Origin of the sequence: Streptomyces sp. NBC_00669, from assembly GCF_036226785.1 — a bacterium.
GTDB lineage: Bacteria > Actinomycetota > Actinomycetes > Streptomycetales > Streptomycetaceae > Actinacidiphila.
Genome location: NZ_CP109018.1, coordinates 2,818,231 through 2,836,000 on the forward strand (window position 1 = coordinate 2,818,231; position 17,770 = coordinate 2,836,000).

The following is a 17,770-nucleotide window of genomic DNA, read 5'->3' on the forward strand; positions in this document are numbered from 1 at the left end:
ACCGCGGGCAGCGGCCCCATCCTGCGCGCGGTGGACATCACCAAGCGGTACGGCGACCTGACCGTCGTGGACCACGTGAGCCTGGACGTGGCGCGCGGCGAGACCATCTGCCTGCTGGGGCCCTCGGGCGCGGGCAAGAGCTCGTTCCTGCGCTGCCTGAACATGCTGGAGAAGGCGGACGAGGGAGCCGTCCTGCTGGACGGCGAGCTCCTCGGCTACCGGCCGCACGGCACCGCCGTCCGCGAGCTGCCGAACCGCCTGGAGGCCGCGCAGCGCCGGAACATCGGCATGGTCTTCCAGGGGTTCAACCTCTTCTCCCACATGACCATCCTCCAGAACATCATCGAGGCGCCGGTCGGCGTGCTCGGCCGCAGCAAGGCCGAGGCGACCCGGCGGGCCCGGGAGCTGCTGGCCCTGGTCGGGCTCAAGGAGAAGGCGGACGCGTACCCCGCCGAGCTGTCCGGCGGGCAGCAGCAGCGGGTGGCCATCGCGCGCGCCCTCGCCATGGACCCCCAGGTCCTGCTCTTCGACGAGCCGACCTCGGCGCTGGACCCCGAACTCGTCGCCGGCGTGCTGGACGTCATCCGGTCGCTGGCCAGTTCCGGAATGACGATGCTGATCGTCACCCACGAGATCGGCTTCGCACGGGAGGTGTGCGACCGGTTCGTGTTCATGGAGAACGGGCGGGTGGTGGAGACCGGCCCGTCCGCGCGGCTGACGCCGACGGGCGCCGCGCACGAACGCACCCGGGCATTCCTTTCGACGGTGCTCTGAGGGGCGGCGCAGCAGGTCCCCGAAGGGGCAGGAGAACTCAGAGCCGGATCAGGAGGCCAGGACGCCGAGAGGGCGCCCTGGCCTCCTTTTGCGCGCCCGTCGCCGCGCCACGGTATCCATGCGTCGCCGCGTGCACCGTATCCATGCGTCGCCGCGCCACCGTATCCATGCGTCACCGCATCACCGCATCACCGCGTGCCCACATCGCCGCATCACCGCGCCTGCGCGCCTCCACGTCCCCACGTCGGCAAATCACCCGAAATCACCCGCCGAGCCGATCGCACGCGCTTCCTTATGTCCGATTCGATGACATAAGCGCTCCTTGGGCAATTTGCACGTCTAAGCCATTGTTAAGAAGGAAAAGCGTCCGCACTTTCCGCGCCCGCATCCTTACGTCGCGTTTCCCCATCGGGCACTCCGACGTGATGCACGACATAGGACACACGTCACCTACGAAGCCGGTTAGTGCATTCTCGGGCGCCCCCGCCCCGCTATCCGGGGAGAAAACCGCGGGGACCATGGCCGTCTACTAAGCGGCATAGCACATAGGGCAATTGTGGACCCTTTTATCGGCTGCTAACAATGTGCTCGCCACAGCGCATCGATAAACGAAATGCGGGTCGGAATGACGAGGGGGGCCGACCACCACTGAACAAGCAATCGTGAAGAGGTCCGCAGATCATGCCCAAGCATGCCCACAACAACTCGATGAAGAAGCGTCTCGTCTCCACCCGGGGCGCCATCGTCGCCGGCACCTTCGCCGCGATAGCGTGCGCCACGCTGGCCGGTACGGCCCAGGCCGCCGAGCCGTCCGCCGCGAAGAACGCGCCGCACACCGCGGGCACCGCTCACGCCAAGCACGGCGCGCACTGGCGGGGCCACCACTCGTTCACCACGTACACGGTCAAGCCCGGCGACACCCTGATCGGCATCGCCCGCGCCCACAAGTCCCCGGGCGGCTGGCACGCCATCGCGTGGGCCAACAAGATCCACAGCCCGTACATCATCCACCCGGGCCAGGCGCTCAAGGTCCCGGCCGGCAAGGCCACCCCGGCGAAGTCCGGCGCGTCCGCCTCCTCCACCTCGTCCGCGTCCTCCTCGGCCACCACCGCGAAGGCGGCCCCGTCTGCGGCGAGCAGCTCGTCGGCCACGACCTCGACCGCCACCACGGCGTCCGACGCGTCGGCCACCACGACCACGGCGACCCAGACCTACCCGGACAACCTGGACGGCTGGATCAACCAGGCGCTGGCGATCATGAAGCAGAACGGCATCCCGGGCAGCTACGACGGCATCTACCGCAACATCATGCGGGAGTCCTCGGGCAACCCGAACGCCATCAACAACTGGGACTCCAACGCGGCCGCGGGCACCCCGTCCAAGGGCCTGCTGCAGACCATCCAGCCGACGTTCGACGCCTACCACGTCGCGGGCACCTCGAACGACATCTACGACCCGGTCGCGAACATCGTCGCCGCGTGCAACTACGCGTACCACGTGTACGGCTCCATCGACAACGTCAACGGCCCTTACTAAACCGCTCGCGGGGCGCTGTCCCCCGCCCGCGCCTCCCGACCCGCCGCCCTCCTCACCGGGCGGCGGGCCGGCGCCGTTTCGGGGCCGTCACGGGGGCCATTCGTCCCGGCTCCCCCGGCCCCCGCACCGGACGACGTGGTTCCGCGAAGCACCAGGTGAGAAGCCTCTGACCGGGGATCGCGCCGCGCTACGCTGCTGCCGGGCCCGGCCGGACCGTCCGGCGGGCCGGAGGGGGACGGCATGACGCGCCGGCAGAGGATCACGACGTACCTGGCCACCGCCACGGCGCTGGCCGGCACCGCGCTCGCCGCCGGCGCGACGTCCGCCGACGCCGCCACCGCGCGGTTCGAGGGCAACTCCCCGGTCGTCCTCCAGGGCTGCGCCGTCGTCCAGGAGATCCAGCTCCAAGGCTCCCCGGCCCACGACCACATGCGGTGGGAGACCGAGGGCGACTCCCAGGGCTGCCGCGCCTGGATTCAGGACGACGCCGGCAACAGCGCCGACGTCATCGAGTCCCAGCAGATCACGACCGCGGGCTACCACCACAGCTCCTGGTACTACGACGGCCCCGGCCGCCTCCTGACGGTCTGCGTCCAGCGCGGCACCGACAGCGCCTGCGGCCCGACGAACTGACCCGACCGCCCTCGCAGCCCTGGGACGACCGGGCCGTCCGGGGTCAGGGCGCGCAGGGCTTCAGGTCGCCGACCACGCCGACGCGCAGGCCCAGCCAGGGGTGGGTGCGATCGCCGCCGGGCCGGCATCGCCCGACGCTCTCCGCCGTCATCACCTCACGGACGCCGGCCGGCGCGAGGCACCCCGCGCCCACCGCGCCCCGCCCGGCACTCGGTCGGCGGTACCCGCGGCCGCCGCGGGCGCCGGGGCAACGCGAGGCGGGCGCCGTCCCGGCCCCCTGGGGGGTGGGGTGGCGCCCGGCGGTTCGGTCGGGTGGGTGGCGCTACCAGCGGTACCAGCGGTTCCGGCTGCCGCTGGAGTGGGTGCCGCGCAGCAGGAATCCCAGCAGCCACACGACAAGCGCCGCGACAGCGACCCACCACAGCAGGTGGATGGCGAATCCCACGCCGAAGAAGATCAGCACGAGCAGAAGAACGACGAGCAACGGTCCCATGGCGATCAGCCTCCGAGGAAGCGCCTGCCCCTGCCCGGGGGGATCATGCGGTGGCCCCTGCCCCGGATGGCCCCGCCGCCGCCGCGGGCGGGCCCGGGAGCAGGGCTGCGGGCACGCACCCGCCGGGGGTCGGCCGGAAAAGGCGCCGTTCGTCCTCTTGGTGAGCAAACATCATAAAATTTCCGGTATGGACCTCAGACGGCTGGACAACCTGACGGAACGGACGCCGCCGCTGGCGATCGTCATCCCGCTCGCCCTGGTGGTCCTCATCACCGTCGCGGACGCGGTGTCGCCGAGGGACGTCTTCCTCAGCCCCATGCTCGTGGTCGCGCCGGCGCTGACCGCGTCGTTCGCCGGGCCGTGGCGCACGGCGGCGATCGCCGTCGTGGCCGTGGGCGCGCAGGCGTTCGTGGCCTTCGTGACCCAGGGCTCGGGCACGGTGGCCCGCGCATGGCAGCTGGTCGCGCTGATCGTGCTCTCGGTGCTCCTGGTCTTCTTCAGCTACATCCGCGAGCGGCGCGGCCGGCAGCTGAGCCGGGTCAGACTCGTCTCCGAGACCGCCCAGCGGGTCCTGCTGCGGCCGCCGCCGCAGTACGTCGGCCCGCTGCGGATCGCCTGGCTCTACCTGGCCGCCGAGGACGACACGCAGATCGGCGGCGACCTCTTCGCCGTCACCCGCAGACGCCCCGCGACCAGCCGCGTGATCATCGGGGACGTCCGCGGCAAGGGGCTGCCCGCCATCGCGGAGGCGTCGGCCGTGCTCGGCGCCTTCCGGGAGACCGCCCGGTTCTGCGACACGCTGCCCGAACTCGCGGAGGCCCTGGAGGCACGGGTCAGCCTGGACATGGACGAGGTCGCGGACAGCCAGGAGGACCCGGGCGAGCACTTCACCACCGCGCTGCTGCTGGAACTCCCCGACGGCGACGGCGGTCCGGTCCTGATGGCCAGTTGCGGGCACCCGGCCCCGCTCGTGATCGGCTCCGACGGCCAGGTCACCGCCACCAACTGCACCGCCCCCTCGCCGCCGCTGGGCTCCGGCTTCCTGCCGGCCGTCGGGGTCCACGCCGACGAGATCTCCTACGGCGACGGCGACACGCTGCTGCTCTACACCGACGGGCTGATCGAGGCCCGCTCCCGGCAGGGCATCTTCTACCCGCTCGTCGAACGCGTGGCGACCTTCCCTCCGGCCCTGACCCCGGAGGCCCTGCTGCGGCACCTGCGCCAGGACCTGCTCCACCACACCGGCGGCCGCCTCTCCGACGACGCGGCCCTGCTCGCGATCACCCGTACGGTGCAAGCACAGGGGGCGGGGGCCTCGCACGGCGCCGACCTCATGTGAGGCGGGGCCACGGCCCGGTGCGACGAGCTGCCGCGACGAGCTGCTACGACGACCTGGCGCGCGACAGGCCGCGGGTCGGCTCGTCAGCGCGGGAAGTCGCGCTTGTGCCGGAACCACGGCCGGCGCGGCGGTCCACCCGGTCCCGGCTGTCCGGCCGGACCCGGCGCCGCGGGCCCGGGCGGGCTGTCGGCGGCGGGCGGCGGCTGCGGGGCGGCGCGGTCCGCCGGGTAGAGCCCCTCCTCCGAGTACAGCGCCGTGGCGATCGCCTCGACCGTCTGCTCGTCGGTGAAGCTCTCGGACCCGGGGATGTGCGGGACGCAGCCGACCAGCACGCCGTCCCTGATCACCTGCGCGTCGAGCCCGGCGGCTCCGCCGGGCGTCCACAGCGCCTCGCTTCCGTCCCCGATGACGACGCGGATGCCGAAGCTGTACACGCCGGTCTCAGTTCGATGGGCCATGACGTCTCGCGCGCGGAGTTGGGAGACCATGCGGTCGATACGGTCGGCTTCCATCGTCTGAGTACCTCGCTTCCGGCCTGCGCCGGCGCCACCGTGTCGTCTGGCGCCGACCGGCAGTCGGTATCGCCCTTTCCACGGTACTGCGGGGGCGCGCCGCTGGTCGGCTGAGCGGCCAGGGCGCCACGGGGCCACGGGGCCACGACCAGGACGGTCACGACCAGGGACGCTCAGGACCGGGCCCGCCGCTCCCGCACCGTCCTCGCGTCCCGGCGGCGCGCGGCGAAGGTGAGGCCGAGCCAGCTCGTCCAGCCGATCGGCTGGAGCGCCCAGTAGCTCAGAATCCGGTACAGCAGGGTCACCGCGATCGCCTGGTCCGCGTGCAGCCCGTAGAAGACCAGCAGCGCGGCGAGGCTGGTCTCCACGATGCCGAGCCCGCCGGGCGTGAGCCGCAGCGCCCCCGACATCTGGGTGAGCGAGTACGCGACGAGCACCCCGCGCCAGGGCACGGCGACGCCCAGTCCCCACGCGCACGCGACGAGGCAGGCCGCGTCGAGCAGCCAGTTGCCCAGGGCCAGGGTGAGCGGCGGCAGCCACGGGCGCACCCCCGGCCGTACCTCCCGGACCTCCCGGGCGAGGCGGTACAGCCCGTCCTCGACGTTCCACAGCCGGCGGGAGCGGACCCCGACCCGGCGCCAGATCCGCCACGCCCGCCGCCGTACGAACGCGGAGCGCGGCAGGAGCGCGGCCAGGGCGGCGAGCGCCACGAGGACCGCGGTCAGCCAGAGCACGGCGGTGCGCAGGCCGCTCGGCCCCGCCCTGCCGCTGGCCAGGACGCCGACCACCAGCAGCAGGAACAAGGTGGTGGCCGACATCAGGCCGGCGACCGCGAGGGCCGCCCCGGCGAGCGCCAGCGACACGCCGCGGCGGCGCAGTTGCCCGTACAGCCACGCGGCGGCGAACGCCGCGCCGCCGGGCAGGGTCCCGGCCACGGCGTTGGCCGCCAGGGCCATGGCGCCCATCAGGGCGAGCCGCAGCCGGGCCCCGCCCAGCTTCAGCAGCCGCCACTGCAACGTCGCCAGGCAGGTCAGGGAGAGCGCCTCGAACAGGGCGGCCACTGCCAGCGGCGCCGGGCGGACCACCGCGATCTGGTGCAGCGCCAGCACCAGGTCGTGCCGCCGGTCCACCGCGAGGGCCACGGCGGCGGCCACCAGCATGGCGGAGAGCACCCACCACACCGGGTGCCGGGCCCGCCCCGGACCGGAGTCGGCGCCCCCGGAGTCGACCGTTTCCTCCGCTCCGCCCCTTTTGTTCACCACGCGAGACACGGTACGGCGGGGCCGCCGCCGGAACCGTCAGGCCACGGGGGCGCCGCCCGACCCGCGAGGCCCGCCCCGCGCACGGCACCCACCGGGCCGCCGCGCCTACACGTGGTACGGGACGTTGGTGACGACGATCTTCGGCAGCGTCCGCAACGCCCGCTGGAGCCGGCTCGCGGTCCGGCTGTGCAGCAGGCGGTAGCGCCGGCGCCGCGTCACGATCTCCGGGACGACGATGGTGAGGGTGAGCTGCGGCTGCTGCTCGTGCAGCGCCTCGATGTAGTGGACCAGCGGGGCCACGGTCGCCCGGTAGGGCGTGACCAGCACCTCCAGCGGCAGGTGGTCGCCCCACACGTGCCAGTACCCCCGGAAGCGGTCGGCCTCCGCCTCACCGGGGCTGAGGTGCAGCGCGAGGACGGGCTGGCGCAGGGACGCGGCGTAGGCGAGCGCCCGCATGCCGGCCAGGTCCAGCGTGGAGATCGGCACGATCGACAGGTTCCGGATCTCCTCGGGGCTCTCCTCGTCCTCCCGGACCGTCCCGTTCACGACCGGCTCCGCCCCGGCCGTTACGGCGGAGGTCGCCGCGGGCGGGGGCGGGGGCTCGGGCGGGGGCGCCGGGGGGTCGCACTCCTCGTGGGGCGGGGACTCGGGCGACGCGGGGACCTCGATCGCCTGCGGGTGCAGCCGGAGCGCGGCGCGGACCTCCTCGTAGTGGTGGTGGATGCGCGTGGTCACCAGGAGGAACAGGCCGACGGCGAGGATGGCCACCCAGGCGCCCGAGGTGAACTTGGTGATCCCCGCGGTGACGAAGACGAGCGCGGACAGCACGCAGCCGGTCGCGTTGAAGAACAGGCTCTTGCGCCAGTGCCGGTCGCGCAGCCGCCACCAGTGGAGCACCATCCCGGCCTGGGACAGCGTGAAGGCGAGGAAGACCCCGACCGCGTAGAGCGGGATGAGCGACGCGGTGTTGCCGCTGAACGCGACGAAGACCACCGCGGCGGCCACCGACAGCACCCCGATGCCGTTGCTGAAGGCGAGCCGGTCGCCCAGCCGCAGGAACAGCCGCGGCGCGTGCCCGTCGCGGGCCAGCAGGAACAGCACCCGGGGGAAGTCGTTGTACGCGGTGTTGGCGGCCAGCAGCAGGACCGCGGCGGTGGCGATCTGCGTGAAGACGTACATCGGCCCGGACCCGAAGCTGCGGTGGGCGAGTTGGGAGAGCACGGTCTCGCCGGAGCGGGGCACCACGCCGTCGAGCCGGGCCAACGCCGTCACCCCGGCGAACAGCGTGATCAGCAGGCAGATCATCCAGGTCAGCGTGGTGCGGGCGTTGCGCCACTCGGTCGGCTGGAAGGCCGGCACCGCGTTGGAGATCGCCTCGATGCCGGTCATGGCGGTGGAGCCGGAGGCGAAGGCGCGCATGACCAGCAGCACGCCGACGCCCTCGGTGGCGTTCAGATGCGGGGTGGGCGTGGCGTGGAAGTCGCGGCCGGCGGCGTCGGACAGGCCCACCCCGACCAGCACGAACATCGCGATGATGAAGGCGTAGGTCGGTGCTGCGAACAGCGCCCCTGCCTGCCGCAGCCCGCGCAGGTTCCCGACCAGCAGCAGGGCGATCACCCCCGCGCCGATCGGCACGGTGTACGGGGACAGCGACGGCAGCGCGGAGGTGATGGCGGCGACCCCGGAGGCGATCGACACCGCGACGGTGAGGATGTAGTCGGTCATCAGCCCGGCCGCGGCCACCAGGCCGGGCACCCTGCCGAGGTTGTCGCCGGCCACGATGTACGAGCCGCCGCCGTGCGGGTACGCGCGGATCGTCTGCCGGTAGGACACCCCGACCGCGAGCATCAGGAACGCGATGGCCGCCGCGATGGGCGTGGTCCAGCCGAGACCGGCGGTGCCGGCCAGCACCAGCACGGCGAGCATGGCCTCGGGGCCGTACGCCACGGAGGACAGCGCGTCGGCGGAGAGCACCGGCAGCGCCACCAGCTTGCGCATGCGCTCGCGGGTGACCGCGGTGCTCTTCAGCGGCGCCCCGATCAGCGCGTGCCGGACGCGGTAGGCGGCGCGGGCCGCACCGGAGGAGGGCACCGCCTCCTCCGGCGCCGTGGCGGTGCCCAGGGTCGCCACCCGGACCATCCGGCCGAAGCGGTCGGGACCGATGTCCTCGGCCGACGGGAAGCCGCCGAGGTCGGGGTCGACCGGCAACTCGTGGCGCCGCAGGTCCGCGTCGTCCGACACCCGGGCCCACGCCTGCCCGACCTCGCCCAGCACCCGCAGCTGGTCCTCGTCGAGACCGGGCAGCATCTCCGCCGGGCCGGGCACGCCACCCCTTGCATCGGGCGTGCCACCACCACCATCGCCGTCACCACGTGCAGTTTTCACATCACTCAGTGTCACCCACGGCGCGATGCGCGCCCGCTTCCCGCGCGGACGACCCCGGTGGTGGCCCCACCGGGGTCGTTGTCCGCGGGGAGCCGCACCCACACACGGGTCCCGCTGCGGAGAACGGTTCGCCGTGGCGGCCGGCGAGCCGAAGGGCGCCCCTCAGGCGTGGAGGCCCATTTCGGCGGAGAGCTTCGCCAGGGCCTCCAGGCGGCGCTCCAGGCTCGGGTGGGTGGAGAAGACGGTTGCGAGGGGCGAGCCCTCCTTCAGCGCCGGGGTGAAGAAGAACGCGTTGAAGGCCCGCGCGGTGCGCAGGTCCTCGCTGGGGATACGGGCGATGGTTCCGCTCACCTTGACCAGCGCGGACGCCAGTTCGGAGGGCCGGCCGGTCAGTTCGGCCGCGCTCCGGTCGGCGGCCAGCTCGCGGTAGCGGGACAGCGCGCGGATCAGCACGAAGCTCAGCGAGTACACCACGACGGACACCGCCATGATCATCGTGAGCAGCAGCAGGGTGTTCTGGTCGCGGCGGCCCCGGCCGAACAGCTCCGAGTAGAAGGCGAAGCGCACCAGCAGCCCCGCGAGCACGCCGAGGAACGAGGCGATGGTGATCACCGCGACGTCCTTGTGCGCGACGTGGGACAGCTCGTGGGCGAGCACGCCGTCCAGCTCGCCCGGTTCGAGGCGCCGCAGCAGGCCGGTGGTCACGCAGATCACCGCGTGGTCGGCGCTGCGCCCGGTGGCGAAGGCGTTCGGCAGGTCCATCTCCGAGACCGCCACCTGCGGCTTGGGCATGTCGGCGAGGGCGCACAGCCGGTCGACCGCGCCGTGCAGCTCGGGCTGCTCCTGCGGGGTGACCTCGTGGGCGTGCATCGCGAACAGCGCGATCCGGTCGGAGAACCAGTACTGCGCCGCCAGCACACCGGCCGCGATCACCACCACGACCACCACGGACTTCAGCAGCGCGACGAGCACGGCGATGAACGCCACGAACACCAGGCCCAACAGGAAGATCACCGTCAGCATCCGGACCGTGAGCCGCCAGTCAGGCGCGAAACGAGAGCGCACAACCGCTCACCCCATCTCCACGGAGCCGGCACCGACGCACCGGCCCCATTCCCGCGGTGACCGGCACACCCGACGGCCGGAATCCCGCCACTGTCCAGTGTGCTCCGCTTCGGCGGCCGACGGGGCCGCGAATCCGCAGGCCACCGCCCCGGGGTGGGGCACGGGCGGGGGGCACGGGCGGGGGTGCGGCGAGGGGTGCGGGCGCGGCGTGTTCTCGCGGGGTGTCCACCCGGGTCCTGGTCCGGGTCCAGCCGGGTCCTGGTCCGGGTCCGCCCGATGTCCGGCGCGCCCTCGTCCCGGCGGGGTTCCGCCGGCCGCAACCCATCCGGTCGGCGACTGCCCGTGTGTCTGCGCGCCCGCGGACGGGGCGTCCCGGCCGTGCGAGCGGCTCCGTATCCCATTCTGATGGAGCGTCAGCACTACCGCTGGCGGGAGGCGTCGAGAGGCGGGCGTTGCACTCATGAGCCACCGGCTGCGCGTGGGCTGGGCCGCCGCCCTCTGTGCCCTGTCCTTCGCCGCGGTGTGGGTCCTGCAACGTGTCACGCACGTCTCGCTCATCGACGTCATGGTCTACCGCGCGGCGGGCCGGACCGTGCGCGAGGGCGGCGACCTGTACGCCATGCACGCCACCTCCGCGATGCTGCCGATGACCTACCCGCCCTTCGCCGGGCTGCTGTTCGTCCCGCTCACCTGGCTCGACGTCGCCCACATGCGCACCGCGGCGACCGCGGGGAACCTGCTGCTGACCGTGGTCCTCGCCGGGCTGTCGCTGCGCCTGGTGCTGCGCCGCCGCCCCGGCGCGGCCGCCGTGCTGGGCACGGCCGCGTGGGCGGCGTGGAGCGAACCGGTCTGGACCACCATCCGCTACGGCCAGGTCAACATTCTCCTGGTGTGCCTGGTGCTGTGGGACTTCACCCGGCGGCCCGGCAACCGCTGGGCCGGGATCGGCATCGGGCTGGCGGCGGCCATCAAGGTCACGCCGCTGCTGTTCCTGGTGGTGCTGGCCGGGGCGGCCGCGGCCACCCGCGGGCGCGGCACCCCCTGGCGGCGCCGCTTCCTCACCGCCACCGGCAGCTTCGCCGGCGTCACGCTGCTGACCGCCGCGGTGCTGCCGCACGACTCGCTGCGCTACTGGACCAGTTGTGCCTTCGCCCCCGACCGGTCGGGCTCCGCGGTGAACATCGCCAACCAGTCGGTGCGCGGCGTCGTGGCCCGCGCGCAGCACACCGTGCACCCCACGTCCCTGTGGCTGGCCGCCGCCGTCCTGGTCGCCCTCGGCGGCACCGCCGTCGCGGTCGCGGCGCTGGCCGCGACCGGCCGGGTGCCGAACGCCACCGCGTGGGGAGCGGTGGCCTGCGGTGTCACCTCTCTCCTGGTCAGCCCGATCACCTGGACCCACCACTGGGTGTGGAACGTGCCCATGACGGTCCTGCTCGTCCACGAGGCGCTGCGCCGGCGCGATCCGCGCTGGGCCCTGGGCGCCGCGGCGTGCGTGCTGGTCTTCTGCTGCGACGCGGTGTGGTCCCTCCCGCACGGCGCCGGCCGGCCCGAACTCCACGAGAACGCCGGCCAGATACTGGTCGCCGCGAGCTACCCGCTGGCCGGGCTCGCCTTCCTCGCCACGGCCGCCGCCGTCACCGTACGGCCCCGCGCGACCGCCCCGGCGGAGACCAGCACCGTGTACCCCTGACGGCCGGCCCGCCTGCGGGACCGTCCCCCCTTGTCCTGGCGGCCGGGGGCGGCCCCGGCGGGCCCCACCACCGGCCGGCGGGCCGCACGACGGAAGGACCCCATGAGCGTCGCGTCGCAGAGCAGGATGGCCGGCCTGGCGCGGGAAGCCGCCAGGTTCGGCGCGGTGGGCGTCAGCGGCATCTTCGTCAACCTGGGCGTGTACAACCTGCTGCGCCGCTACACGTCCCTGCTCGTGGTGCAGGCCGGCGTGATCGCCACCGTGGCGGCCGTCGCTTTCAACTACGTCGGCTTCCGCTACTTCACCTACCGCGACTGCGACCGGCGCCGCCGGCTGCGGCGGATCACGCTCTTCCTCGCCTTCAGCGCGGTCGGCGTCGTGATCGAGAACGGCGTCTTCTACGGCGCGACCCGGGGGCTCGGCTGGAGCAGCCCGCTGCGCAGCAGCGCCGGGAAGTTCGCGGGGATCGCGCTGGCCACCGCGTTCCGCTTCTGGGCCTACCGGACCTGGGTCTTCACGGCGCTGCCCGCCGCCCAGGCCCCCGTCCGGCCGGCCGGCGAGGAGTGAGCGCCGGCGGACCTCCGCCCTCCGCGCGCACGCAGCCGACACGCACGCGCGGAACCGTCACGGACCCGTCTGCCGGAACCGGTCGCGCCCGGCCGTCCGGCCGCGCCCTCACCGGAGCAGACTGGAAGGGGAAGGCGTCCCTCCGGATGGCGGGCCCGCCTGCCGGGAACGGGCGTGGGAGGTGCGATGAACGGATCGCTACCGCTGGGCCGGATCGCCGGTGTGCCCCTGCGGGTCCACTGGAGCGCCCCCCTGCTGATCGTCGTCCTGAGTTTCGGGCTGGCCGGCGGGGTGCTCCCCGCCTGGGCCCCCGGCCACTCCGGGGCGGCCTACGACGCGTGGGCGGTGGTCGGCGCGCTGCTGCTGATGGTGAGCCTGGTCGCGCACGAGGCGGCGCACGCCCTCGTCGCCCGCCGCTCCAAGGTCGAGGTGGAGGACGTGACGGTCTTCGCGCTCGGCGGGGTGACCAGGATGGGGTCGGCCACCACCGCGCGCAGCTCGGGTTGGATCGCCGCGGTCGGCCCGCTCACCAGCCTGTTCCTGGGCGGCCTCGGCCTGGGCGCGGCGGTGCTGGCCGGCGACGTCCTGCACTGGACGCTCTTCGCCGCGCTGCTGGCCTGGACCGGCTGGGCCAACGTCCTGCTCGCCGCCTTCAACCTGATCCCGGCCGCGCCCCTGGACGGCGGCCGGGTGCTTCAGGCCGTGATCTGGCGGATGCGCGGGGACCGCGAGAAGGCGGCCCGGATCGCCGCGCGCTGCGGGCAGGTGGCCGGTGTGCTGATGATCGCCGGCGGCTGGCTGGAGTTCCTCGCGGGCGGCGCGGCCGGACTGTGGCTCGCCCTGGTCGGGCTGTTCGTGCTGATGGCCGCGTTCTCGGAGGTGCGCCGGTCGGTGCTGTTCGAGGCCGTACGCGGGGTGCGGGCCGCCGACGCGATGCGGCCGGTGGCCACCGGCCAGGACTGGCAGACCGTGGACCGGTTCCTCACCGAGACGATGCCGCGGGCCGCCGACCAGGCCGTGGTGCCCGTGACGGACCTCGACGGCCGGCCCAGCGGGGTGGTCACGGTGCCCTCGCTGCGCGCGGTCCCCCTCGCGCAGCGGGCGCAGGTCCGGGTACGCGACATCGCCGCGCCCCTGGAGAGCTGCACGCTGGCCGCACCCGACGACCAGGTCACCGACATCCTCGACCACGCCGTGAAGACCGCGGGCCGCCCGATCCTGGTGATGGCGGACCGGCACGTCGTCGGGATGATCACCACCGAGGACATCATCGGCTTCACCCAGCGCCGACCGCCGCACCCGCCGGCGTGGCCGCCCACAGCGCACAGCGCCGGGCACGGCCGCTGACGGGTGCGCGCGTCCAACGGTGGGGGCGCGCCCAGTGTCAGGCGCGCCCTCCGCCGTAGAGGGAGGCCACGTTCTCCCGCGGGGCGGGCTGGTGCCGGACGGCGGGTCCCTCGGCGAACCCGGTCAGCACGTTCTCGGTGACCTTGGTGACGAACCCCCGGGTGCGGGCGTCCATCTTGTGGTCCCGCCCGTCCAGGCCGGTGCCCGCCATCAGCCCCTCCACCCAGCGCATGGTGCCGGTGGAGAAGACACCGGCGCCGCTGGGCACCGTGTAGTACGCGGAGTCGGAGTGGCTGTGCTTGCCGTGGCACACCAGCGGCGAGTGGGCGACGACCTCGATCGACCTGGGCATGGGAGAGCCCGGGGTGACCCGGTCGTACTCGACGCCGACCAGGTGGGCGAAGCTCTCGCCCCGGCGCACCCCGGTGCCGCGGAAGGCCCAGTGGTCGGGGTTCTCCACGACGTAGGGCGCGTCGGTCGGGAAGCCCTCGTACAGGACGCCGGTCAGCGAGGACTCCGGGTCGGCCCCCGGACCGCTGCGGAAGTCGGTGGTCGCCATGTGCGGGTGGTCGGCGAGGTACGGGTCGGCGTAGAAGTCGGTCTTGTAGCAGACCACCGGGGGCGGCGCGGTGGCCGTGGTGGCGGCCAGCCGGACCCGGCGGAAGCAGGTGTTGGCGCCCAGGAAGGCCAGGTTGGTGCCGGCGTCGCGGGCCGCCGTGACATGCTGCCGCTGCTCCGGGGTCCAGTACTCGTCGTGGCCGAGCGCAACCGCGGTGGTCGCGCCCTTCAGCACGCTCGGGTCGCGGTGGACGTCCATCCCCGTGGTGTACGCCAGCGGGATGCCCGACCGCTCGGCCAGCACCACCGCGGCCCGCTCGTAGACCAGGAACTTCTCCGCGCCGCTCTTGGCGTAGGGCCGCTCGAAGGACACCTCGTACGCCCGGCGCGCGTACGAGCCGTCCGCGCCGTAGTAGAGGCAGTTGCCGCCCCAGTCGTTGTACGCCTGCCAGGTCGCCGGGGCGTGCATGAGGAGGGTGCGGCCGTGGGCGCTGGTCGAGCGGACCACCAGGGGGACGTACCGCTGGTGGCCGCTGTCGGCCTCCAGCCGCAGCAGGTAGGCGCCCGCCGGCCAGCCGTCGGCCGCGATCTCCAGGCTGCGGTCCCAGCCCGCGTGGATCATCCGCGTGTCCAGGGCGGTGCTGTACGGGCCCTGCCGCCGGCCGGCCACCGTGTGCGAGGCCCACACCAGGGCCGCCTGCTTGCCGTCGTACCAGCCGACCCGGAAGGCGGAGACCCGGAACGCCCGCGCCGTGGTCGACACGTGCAGCCCGAAGGTCTCCCCCGGCAGCACGCTGACCCGGTCGGCGTAGCCCTCGATCGCGTGCGGCGGGCCGATCGGGCCGAGCCGCCAGTCGTCGGTGCCCTTCGGCGCCGCGTGCCCGGTGAGGCGGTACGCGCCCGGGTCCGGCGCGGGCGGCGTGGGGCGCGCCCGGTGCGGGCTCCCGCCGCATCCGGCGCTCGCGACGACGACCAGCCCGGACGCCGCGACCCGCAGCACCCGCCGTCGCCCCGGCCCGCCCGGACCCGCCGGATCTGCCGGATCTGCCGGACCGGTGCCGTCGGCGCCACCCCTGGCCGCGTGCTCCTCACCGCTGCGCATGACGCCGCCCTCTCCACCCGTCTCCACCACTCGCCCCCTCGATCCTGCGCCGGACCCCGCCCGCGGGCCAGCCGAACACGACCGAACGGCGGCACCGGGCACGGCTGTTCGGCGACCAGCCCCCGTCGGACGTCGCCGAGGCCGAACACGGTCGTCGTCGGCGCGGAGCCCGCGCGCGGTCGTGCGGTCGGGTGGCGTACGTTCCGCCCCCGCCGCCTGACGCCACTCGGGGAGATGCCGCGCCGCCGCGGATGAGAAGGTATGCGGTACGGGCGGCGGACCGGGGGCGCCGGTCCCGTCCTGGTGCAGCGGAAGCGGAGAGACCTATGAGCACGCCGGACGGCGGCAACGGTCGGCGTGACGGATACGAAGGTCCGTACGGGGAGGACGGGTACCCGCGGGACGGCGGGTACCCGCAGCAGTACCCGGGCCAATACGGCGGGTACGACCAGCAGGGACCGTACGACCAGCAGGGCGGGTACGGCCAGCAGGCACCGTACGGCCAGCAGGCGCCGTACGGCCAGCAGGGCGGGTACGAACCGCAAGCGCCGTACGGCCAGCAGGCGCCGTACGGCCAGTACGGCGGGTACGAACAGCAAGCCCCCTACGCGCAGCAGCAGTACGGGCCCTACGGCTACACCTCCGTGCCGCAGCAGAGCGCGCCGGACCCGGACCCGTACCGCCACCTCTACCGGGACGACGACGCCGACTACTCCCTCTACTACGCGCCGAACGTCTACGGCGGGGCCAGCGGGGACGTGGCGGCGGAGGCGACCGGGACGTTCCCGGTGATCGACGTGGACCGGGCGCCGCCGCGGGAGGCGGGGCGCGAACCGGCCGCGGACGGCAAGGCCAAGTCCAAGGGCTCGGTGCTCGGTTCGAGTGCCGTGATGGCGCTGGGCACCATGGTGTCGCGGGGCACCGGCTTCGTCCGCAACATGATGATCGCCGCGGCGATCGGCCAGGGCGTGATGGGCGACTCGTACCAGGTCGCCTACACGCTGCCCACGATGGTGTACTTCCTGGTCGGCGGCGGCGCGCTGAACGCGGTGTTCGTCCCGCAGCTGATCCGCAGCATGAAGAACGACGCGGACGGCGGCGAGGCGTACGCCAACCGGCTGCTGACGCTGGTGATCACCGCGCTCGGCGCCGTGGTGCTGGTGATGGTGGCGGCCGCGCCGCTGCTGGTGCGGATGCTCTCCCCCTCGCTGATGTCCACCCCGGCCAGCGCGCACGTCACCGTGGACATGGCGAGGTACTGCCTGCCGACGATCTTCTTCATGGGCGTGCACGTGGTGGCCGGCCAGATCCTCAACGCCCGCGAGCGGTTCGGGGCGATGATGTGGACCCCGGTGCTCAACAACATCGTGGTGATCTTCACCTTCGGGATGTACATCTGGGTGTTCGGCAGCTTCGGCCACTCGGCGGTCAGCCCGAACACCATCTCCCCGCAGGGCGTACGGCTGCTGGGTGTCGGCACCCTGCTCGGCCTGGTGGTGCAGGCGCTGTCGATGCTCCCCTACCTGCGCAAGTCCGGGCTGCACTTCCGGCCGCGCTTCGACTGGCGCGGCCACGGTCTGGGGCACGCCGCCAAACTCGCCCGCTGGACCTTCCTGTTCGTGCTGGCCAACCAGGCCGGGCTGATCGTGGTCACCCAACTCGCCACCGCCGCCGAGAAGTCCGCGGCGGCGCACGGCTTCGCCAGCGGCACCGGCCTGGCCGCGTACACCAGCGCCCAGACCATCTGGCAGCTGCCGCAGGCGGTCATCACGGTCTCGGTGATGAGCGCGGTGCTGCCCCGAATATCCCGGGCCGCCTCCGACGGCGACGCGGCCGCGGTCCGCGCCGACATCTCGCACGGCCTGCGCACCTCCGCGGTGGCGATCGTGCCGGCCGCCTTCCTCTTCCTCTCCCTCGGCCCGTGGATCGGCGCGCTGATCTACGGCACCGGCGCCAACGGCGGCCGCTCGGTGGGCTACATGCTCGCCGCGTTCGCCCTCGGCCTGATCCCGTACTCGGCGCAGTACGTCATGCTGCGCGGCTTCTACGCGTACGAGGACACCCGGACGCCCTTCTTCAACACGGTGTGGATCGCCCTGGTCAACGCGGCTGTCGCCGGGCTGTCGTTCCTGCTGCTGCCGCCGCAACGGGCCGTGATCGGCATGGCGTTCGGCTACGGCGTCGCGTACTTCGTCGGCCTGATGGTCGCGCTGCCCCGGCTGCGGCGCCGGATCGGCACCCTCGACGGGCCGCGTATCCGCCGCACCTACGGCCGCCTGATCGTGGCCAGCGTCATCCCCTCGATCCTGAGCTTCCTGCTCGCCCGGACCACCGAGCACGTCCTGGGCGGCGGCCTGCTCGGCGCGGCCGGCGCCCTGCTGATCGGCCTCGTGGTCCAGATCGGCCTCTTCCTCGCGATCGCCAAGCGGATGCGGATCGAGGAGCTGAACGCGCTGCTGGGCATGGTGCGCGGCCGGTTGGGCCGCTGACCGGGCCGGAACGCGTTG

Annotated in this window: 14 protein-coding genes; 8 read left to right on the forward strand and 6 right to left on the reverse strand. The window is 73.5% G+C overall.

Annotated elements, in window-relative coordinates:
* Positions 1–18 precede the first annotated feature (18 nt).
* From OG896_RS11305 to OG896_RS11315, 3 genes are all read left to right on the forward strand, one after another.
* Positions 19–774, forward strand: a complete 756-nt coding sequence (locus OG896_RS11305) for an amino acid ABC transporter ATP-binding protein (protein WP_329373899.1) — start codon at positions 19–21, stop codon at positions 772–774.
* Between the two features lie 681 nt (positions 775–1,455).
* Positions 1,456–2,310 carry a transglycosylase SLT domain-containing protein gene (locus OG896_RS11310; RefSeq protein ID WP_329364658.1) on the forward strand — a complete coding sequence of 285 codons (855 nt, stop codon included), beginning with the start codon at positions 1,456–1,458 and terminating at the stop codon, positions 2,308–2,310.
* Between the two features lie 240 nt (positions 2,311–2,550).
* Positions 2,551–2,943 carry a hypothetical protein gene (locus OG896_RS11315; protein ID WP_329364659.1) on the forward strand — a complete coding sequence of 131 codons (393 nt, stop codon included), beginning with the start codon at positions 2,551–2,553 and terminating at the stop codon, positions 2,941–2,943.
* 322 nt (positions 2,944–3,265) lie between these two features.
* Here OG896_RS11315 and OG896_RS11320 read toward each other — a convergent pair whose 3' ends face one another.
* Entirely contained in the window at positions 3,266–3,436 is a 171-nt protein-coding gene (locus OG896_RS11320) for a hydrophobic protein (protein WP_329364661.1), read from the reverse strand.
* A gap of 187 nt (positions 3,437–3,623) precedes the next feature.
* On the opposite strand from OG896_RS11320, the gene OG896_RS11325 reads away from it, so the two are divergent.
* Entirely contained in the window at positions 3,624–4,775 is a 1,152-nt protein-coding gene (locus OG896_RS11325) for a PP2C family protein-serine/threonine phosphatase (RefSeq protein ID WP_329364663.1), read from the forward strand.
* Between the two features lie 83 nt (positions 4,776–4,858).
* Here OG896_RS11325 and OG896_RS11330 read toward each other — a convergent pair whose 3' ends face one another.
* The 4 genes from OG896_RS11330 to htpX all read right to left on the reverse strand — a co-directional run bounded on the left by OG896_RS11330 (position 4,859) and on the right by htpX (position 9,999).
* Complete coding sequence (locus OG896_RS11330) at positions 4,859–5,287, reverse strand: hypothetical protein (RefSeq protein WP_329364665.1); 429 nt, start codon at positions 5,285–5,287, stop codon at positions 4,859–4,861.
* Positions 5,288–5,460: 173 nt separating this feature from the next.
* Positions 5,461–6,549, reverse strand: a complete 1,089-nt coding sequence (locus OG896_RS11335) for a lysylphosphatidylglycerol synthase transmembrane domain-containing protein (RefSeq protein WP_329364666.1) — start codon at positions 6,547–6,549, stop codon at positions 5,461–5,463.
* Positions 6,550–6,654: 105 nt separating this feature from the next.
* Positions 6,655–8,856: an APC family permease gene (locus tag OG896_RS11340; protein WP_329373901.1), complete on the reverse strand. Its 2,202-nt coding sequence runs from the start codon at positions 8,854–8,856 to the stop codon at positions 6,655–6,657.
* A gap of 240 nt (positions 8,857–9,096) precedes the next feature.
* A complete protein-coding gene (gene htpX / locus OG896_RS11345) occupies positions 9,097–9,999 on the reverse strand; it encodes a zinc metalloprotease HtpX (protein WP_329364668.1) in 903 nt (300 codons plus the stop codon).
* 460 nt (positions 10,000–10,459) lie between these two features.
* Between htpX and OG896_RS11350 the strand changes: the two genes are divergently transcribed.
* The 3 genes from OG896_RS11350 (at position 10,460) to OG896_RS11360 (ending at position 13,603) form a co-directional block, all read left to right on the forward strand.
* A complete protein-coding gene (locus OG896_RS11350) occupies positions 10,460–11,689 on the forward strand; it encodes a glycosyltransferase 87 family protein (protein ID WP_329364670.1) in 1,230 nt (409 codons plus the stop codon).
* 102 nt (positions 11,690–11,791) lie between these two features.
* Positions 11,792–12,256 carry a GtrA family protein gene (locus tag OG896_RS11355; RefSeq protein ID WP_329364672.1) on the forward strand — a complete coding sequence of 155 codons (465 nt, stop codon included), beginning with the start codon at positions 11,792–11,794 and terminating at the stop codon, positions 12,254–12,256.
* 186 nt (positions 12,257–12,442) lie between these two features.
* The gene (locus OG896_RS11360) at positions 12,443–13,603 is read left to right on the forward strand and encodes a site-2 protease family protein (protein WP_329364674.1); all 1,161 of its coding nucleotides are present in this window, start codon (positions 12,443–12,445) and stop codon (positions 13,601–13,603) included.
* Positions 13,604–13,640: 37 nt separating this feature from the next.
* Here OG896_RS11360 and OG896_RS11365 read toward each other — a convergent pair whose 3' ends face one another.
* Positions 13,641–15,263, reverse strand: coding sequence for a N,N-dimethylformamidase beta subunit family domain-containing protein (locus OG896_RS11365; protein WP_329364676.1), 1,623 nt, complete (start codon positions 15,261–15,263; stop codon positions 13,641–13,643).
* Between the two features lie 251 nt (positions 15,264–15,514).
* On the opposite strand from OG896_RS11365, the gene murJ reads away from it, so the two are divergent.
* Positions 15,515–17,752 carry a murein biosynthesis integral membrane protein MurJ gene (gene murJ, locus OG896_RS11370; protein WP_443057001.1) on the forward strand — a complete coding sequence of 746 codons (2,238 nt, stop codon included), beginning with the start codon at positions 15,515–15,517 and terminating at the stop codon, positions 17,750–17,752.
* The last annotated feature ends 18 nt before the right edge of the window (positions 17,753–17,770 follow it).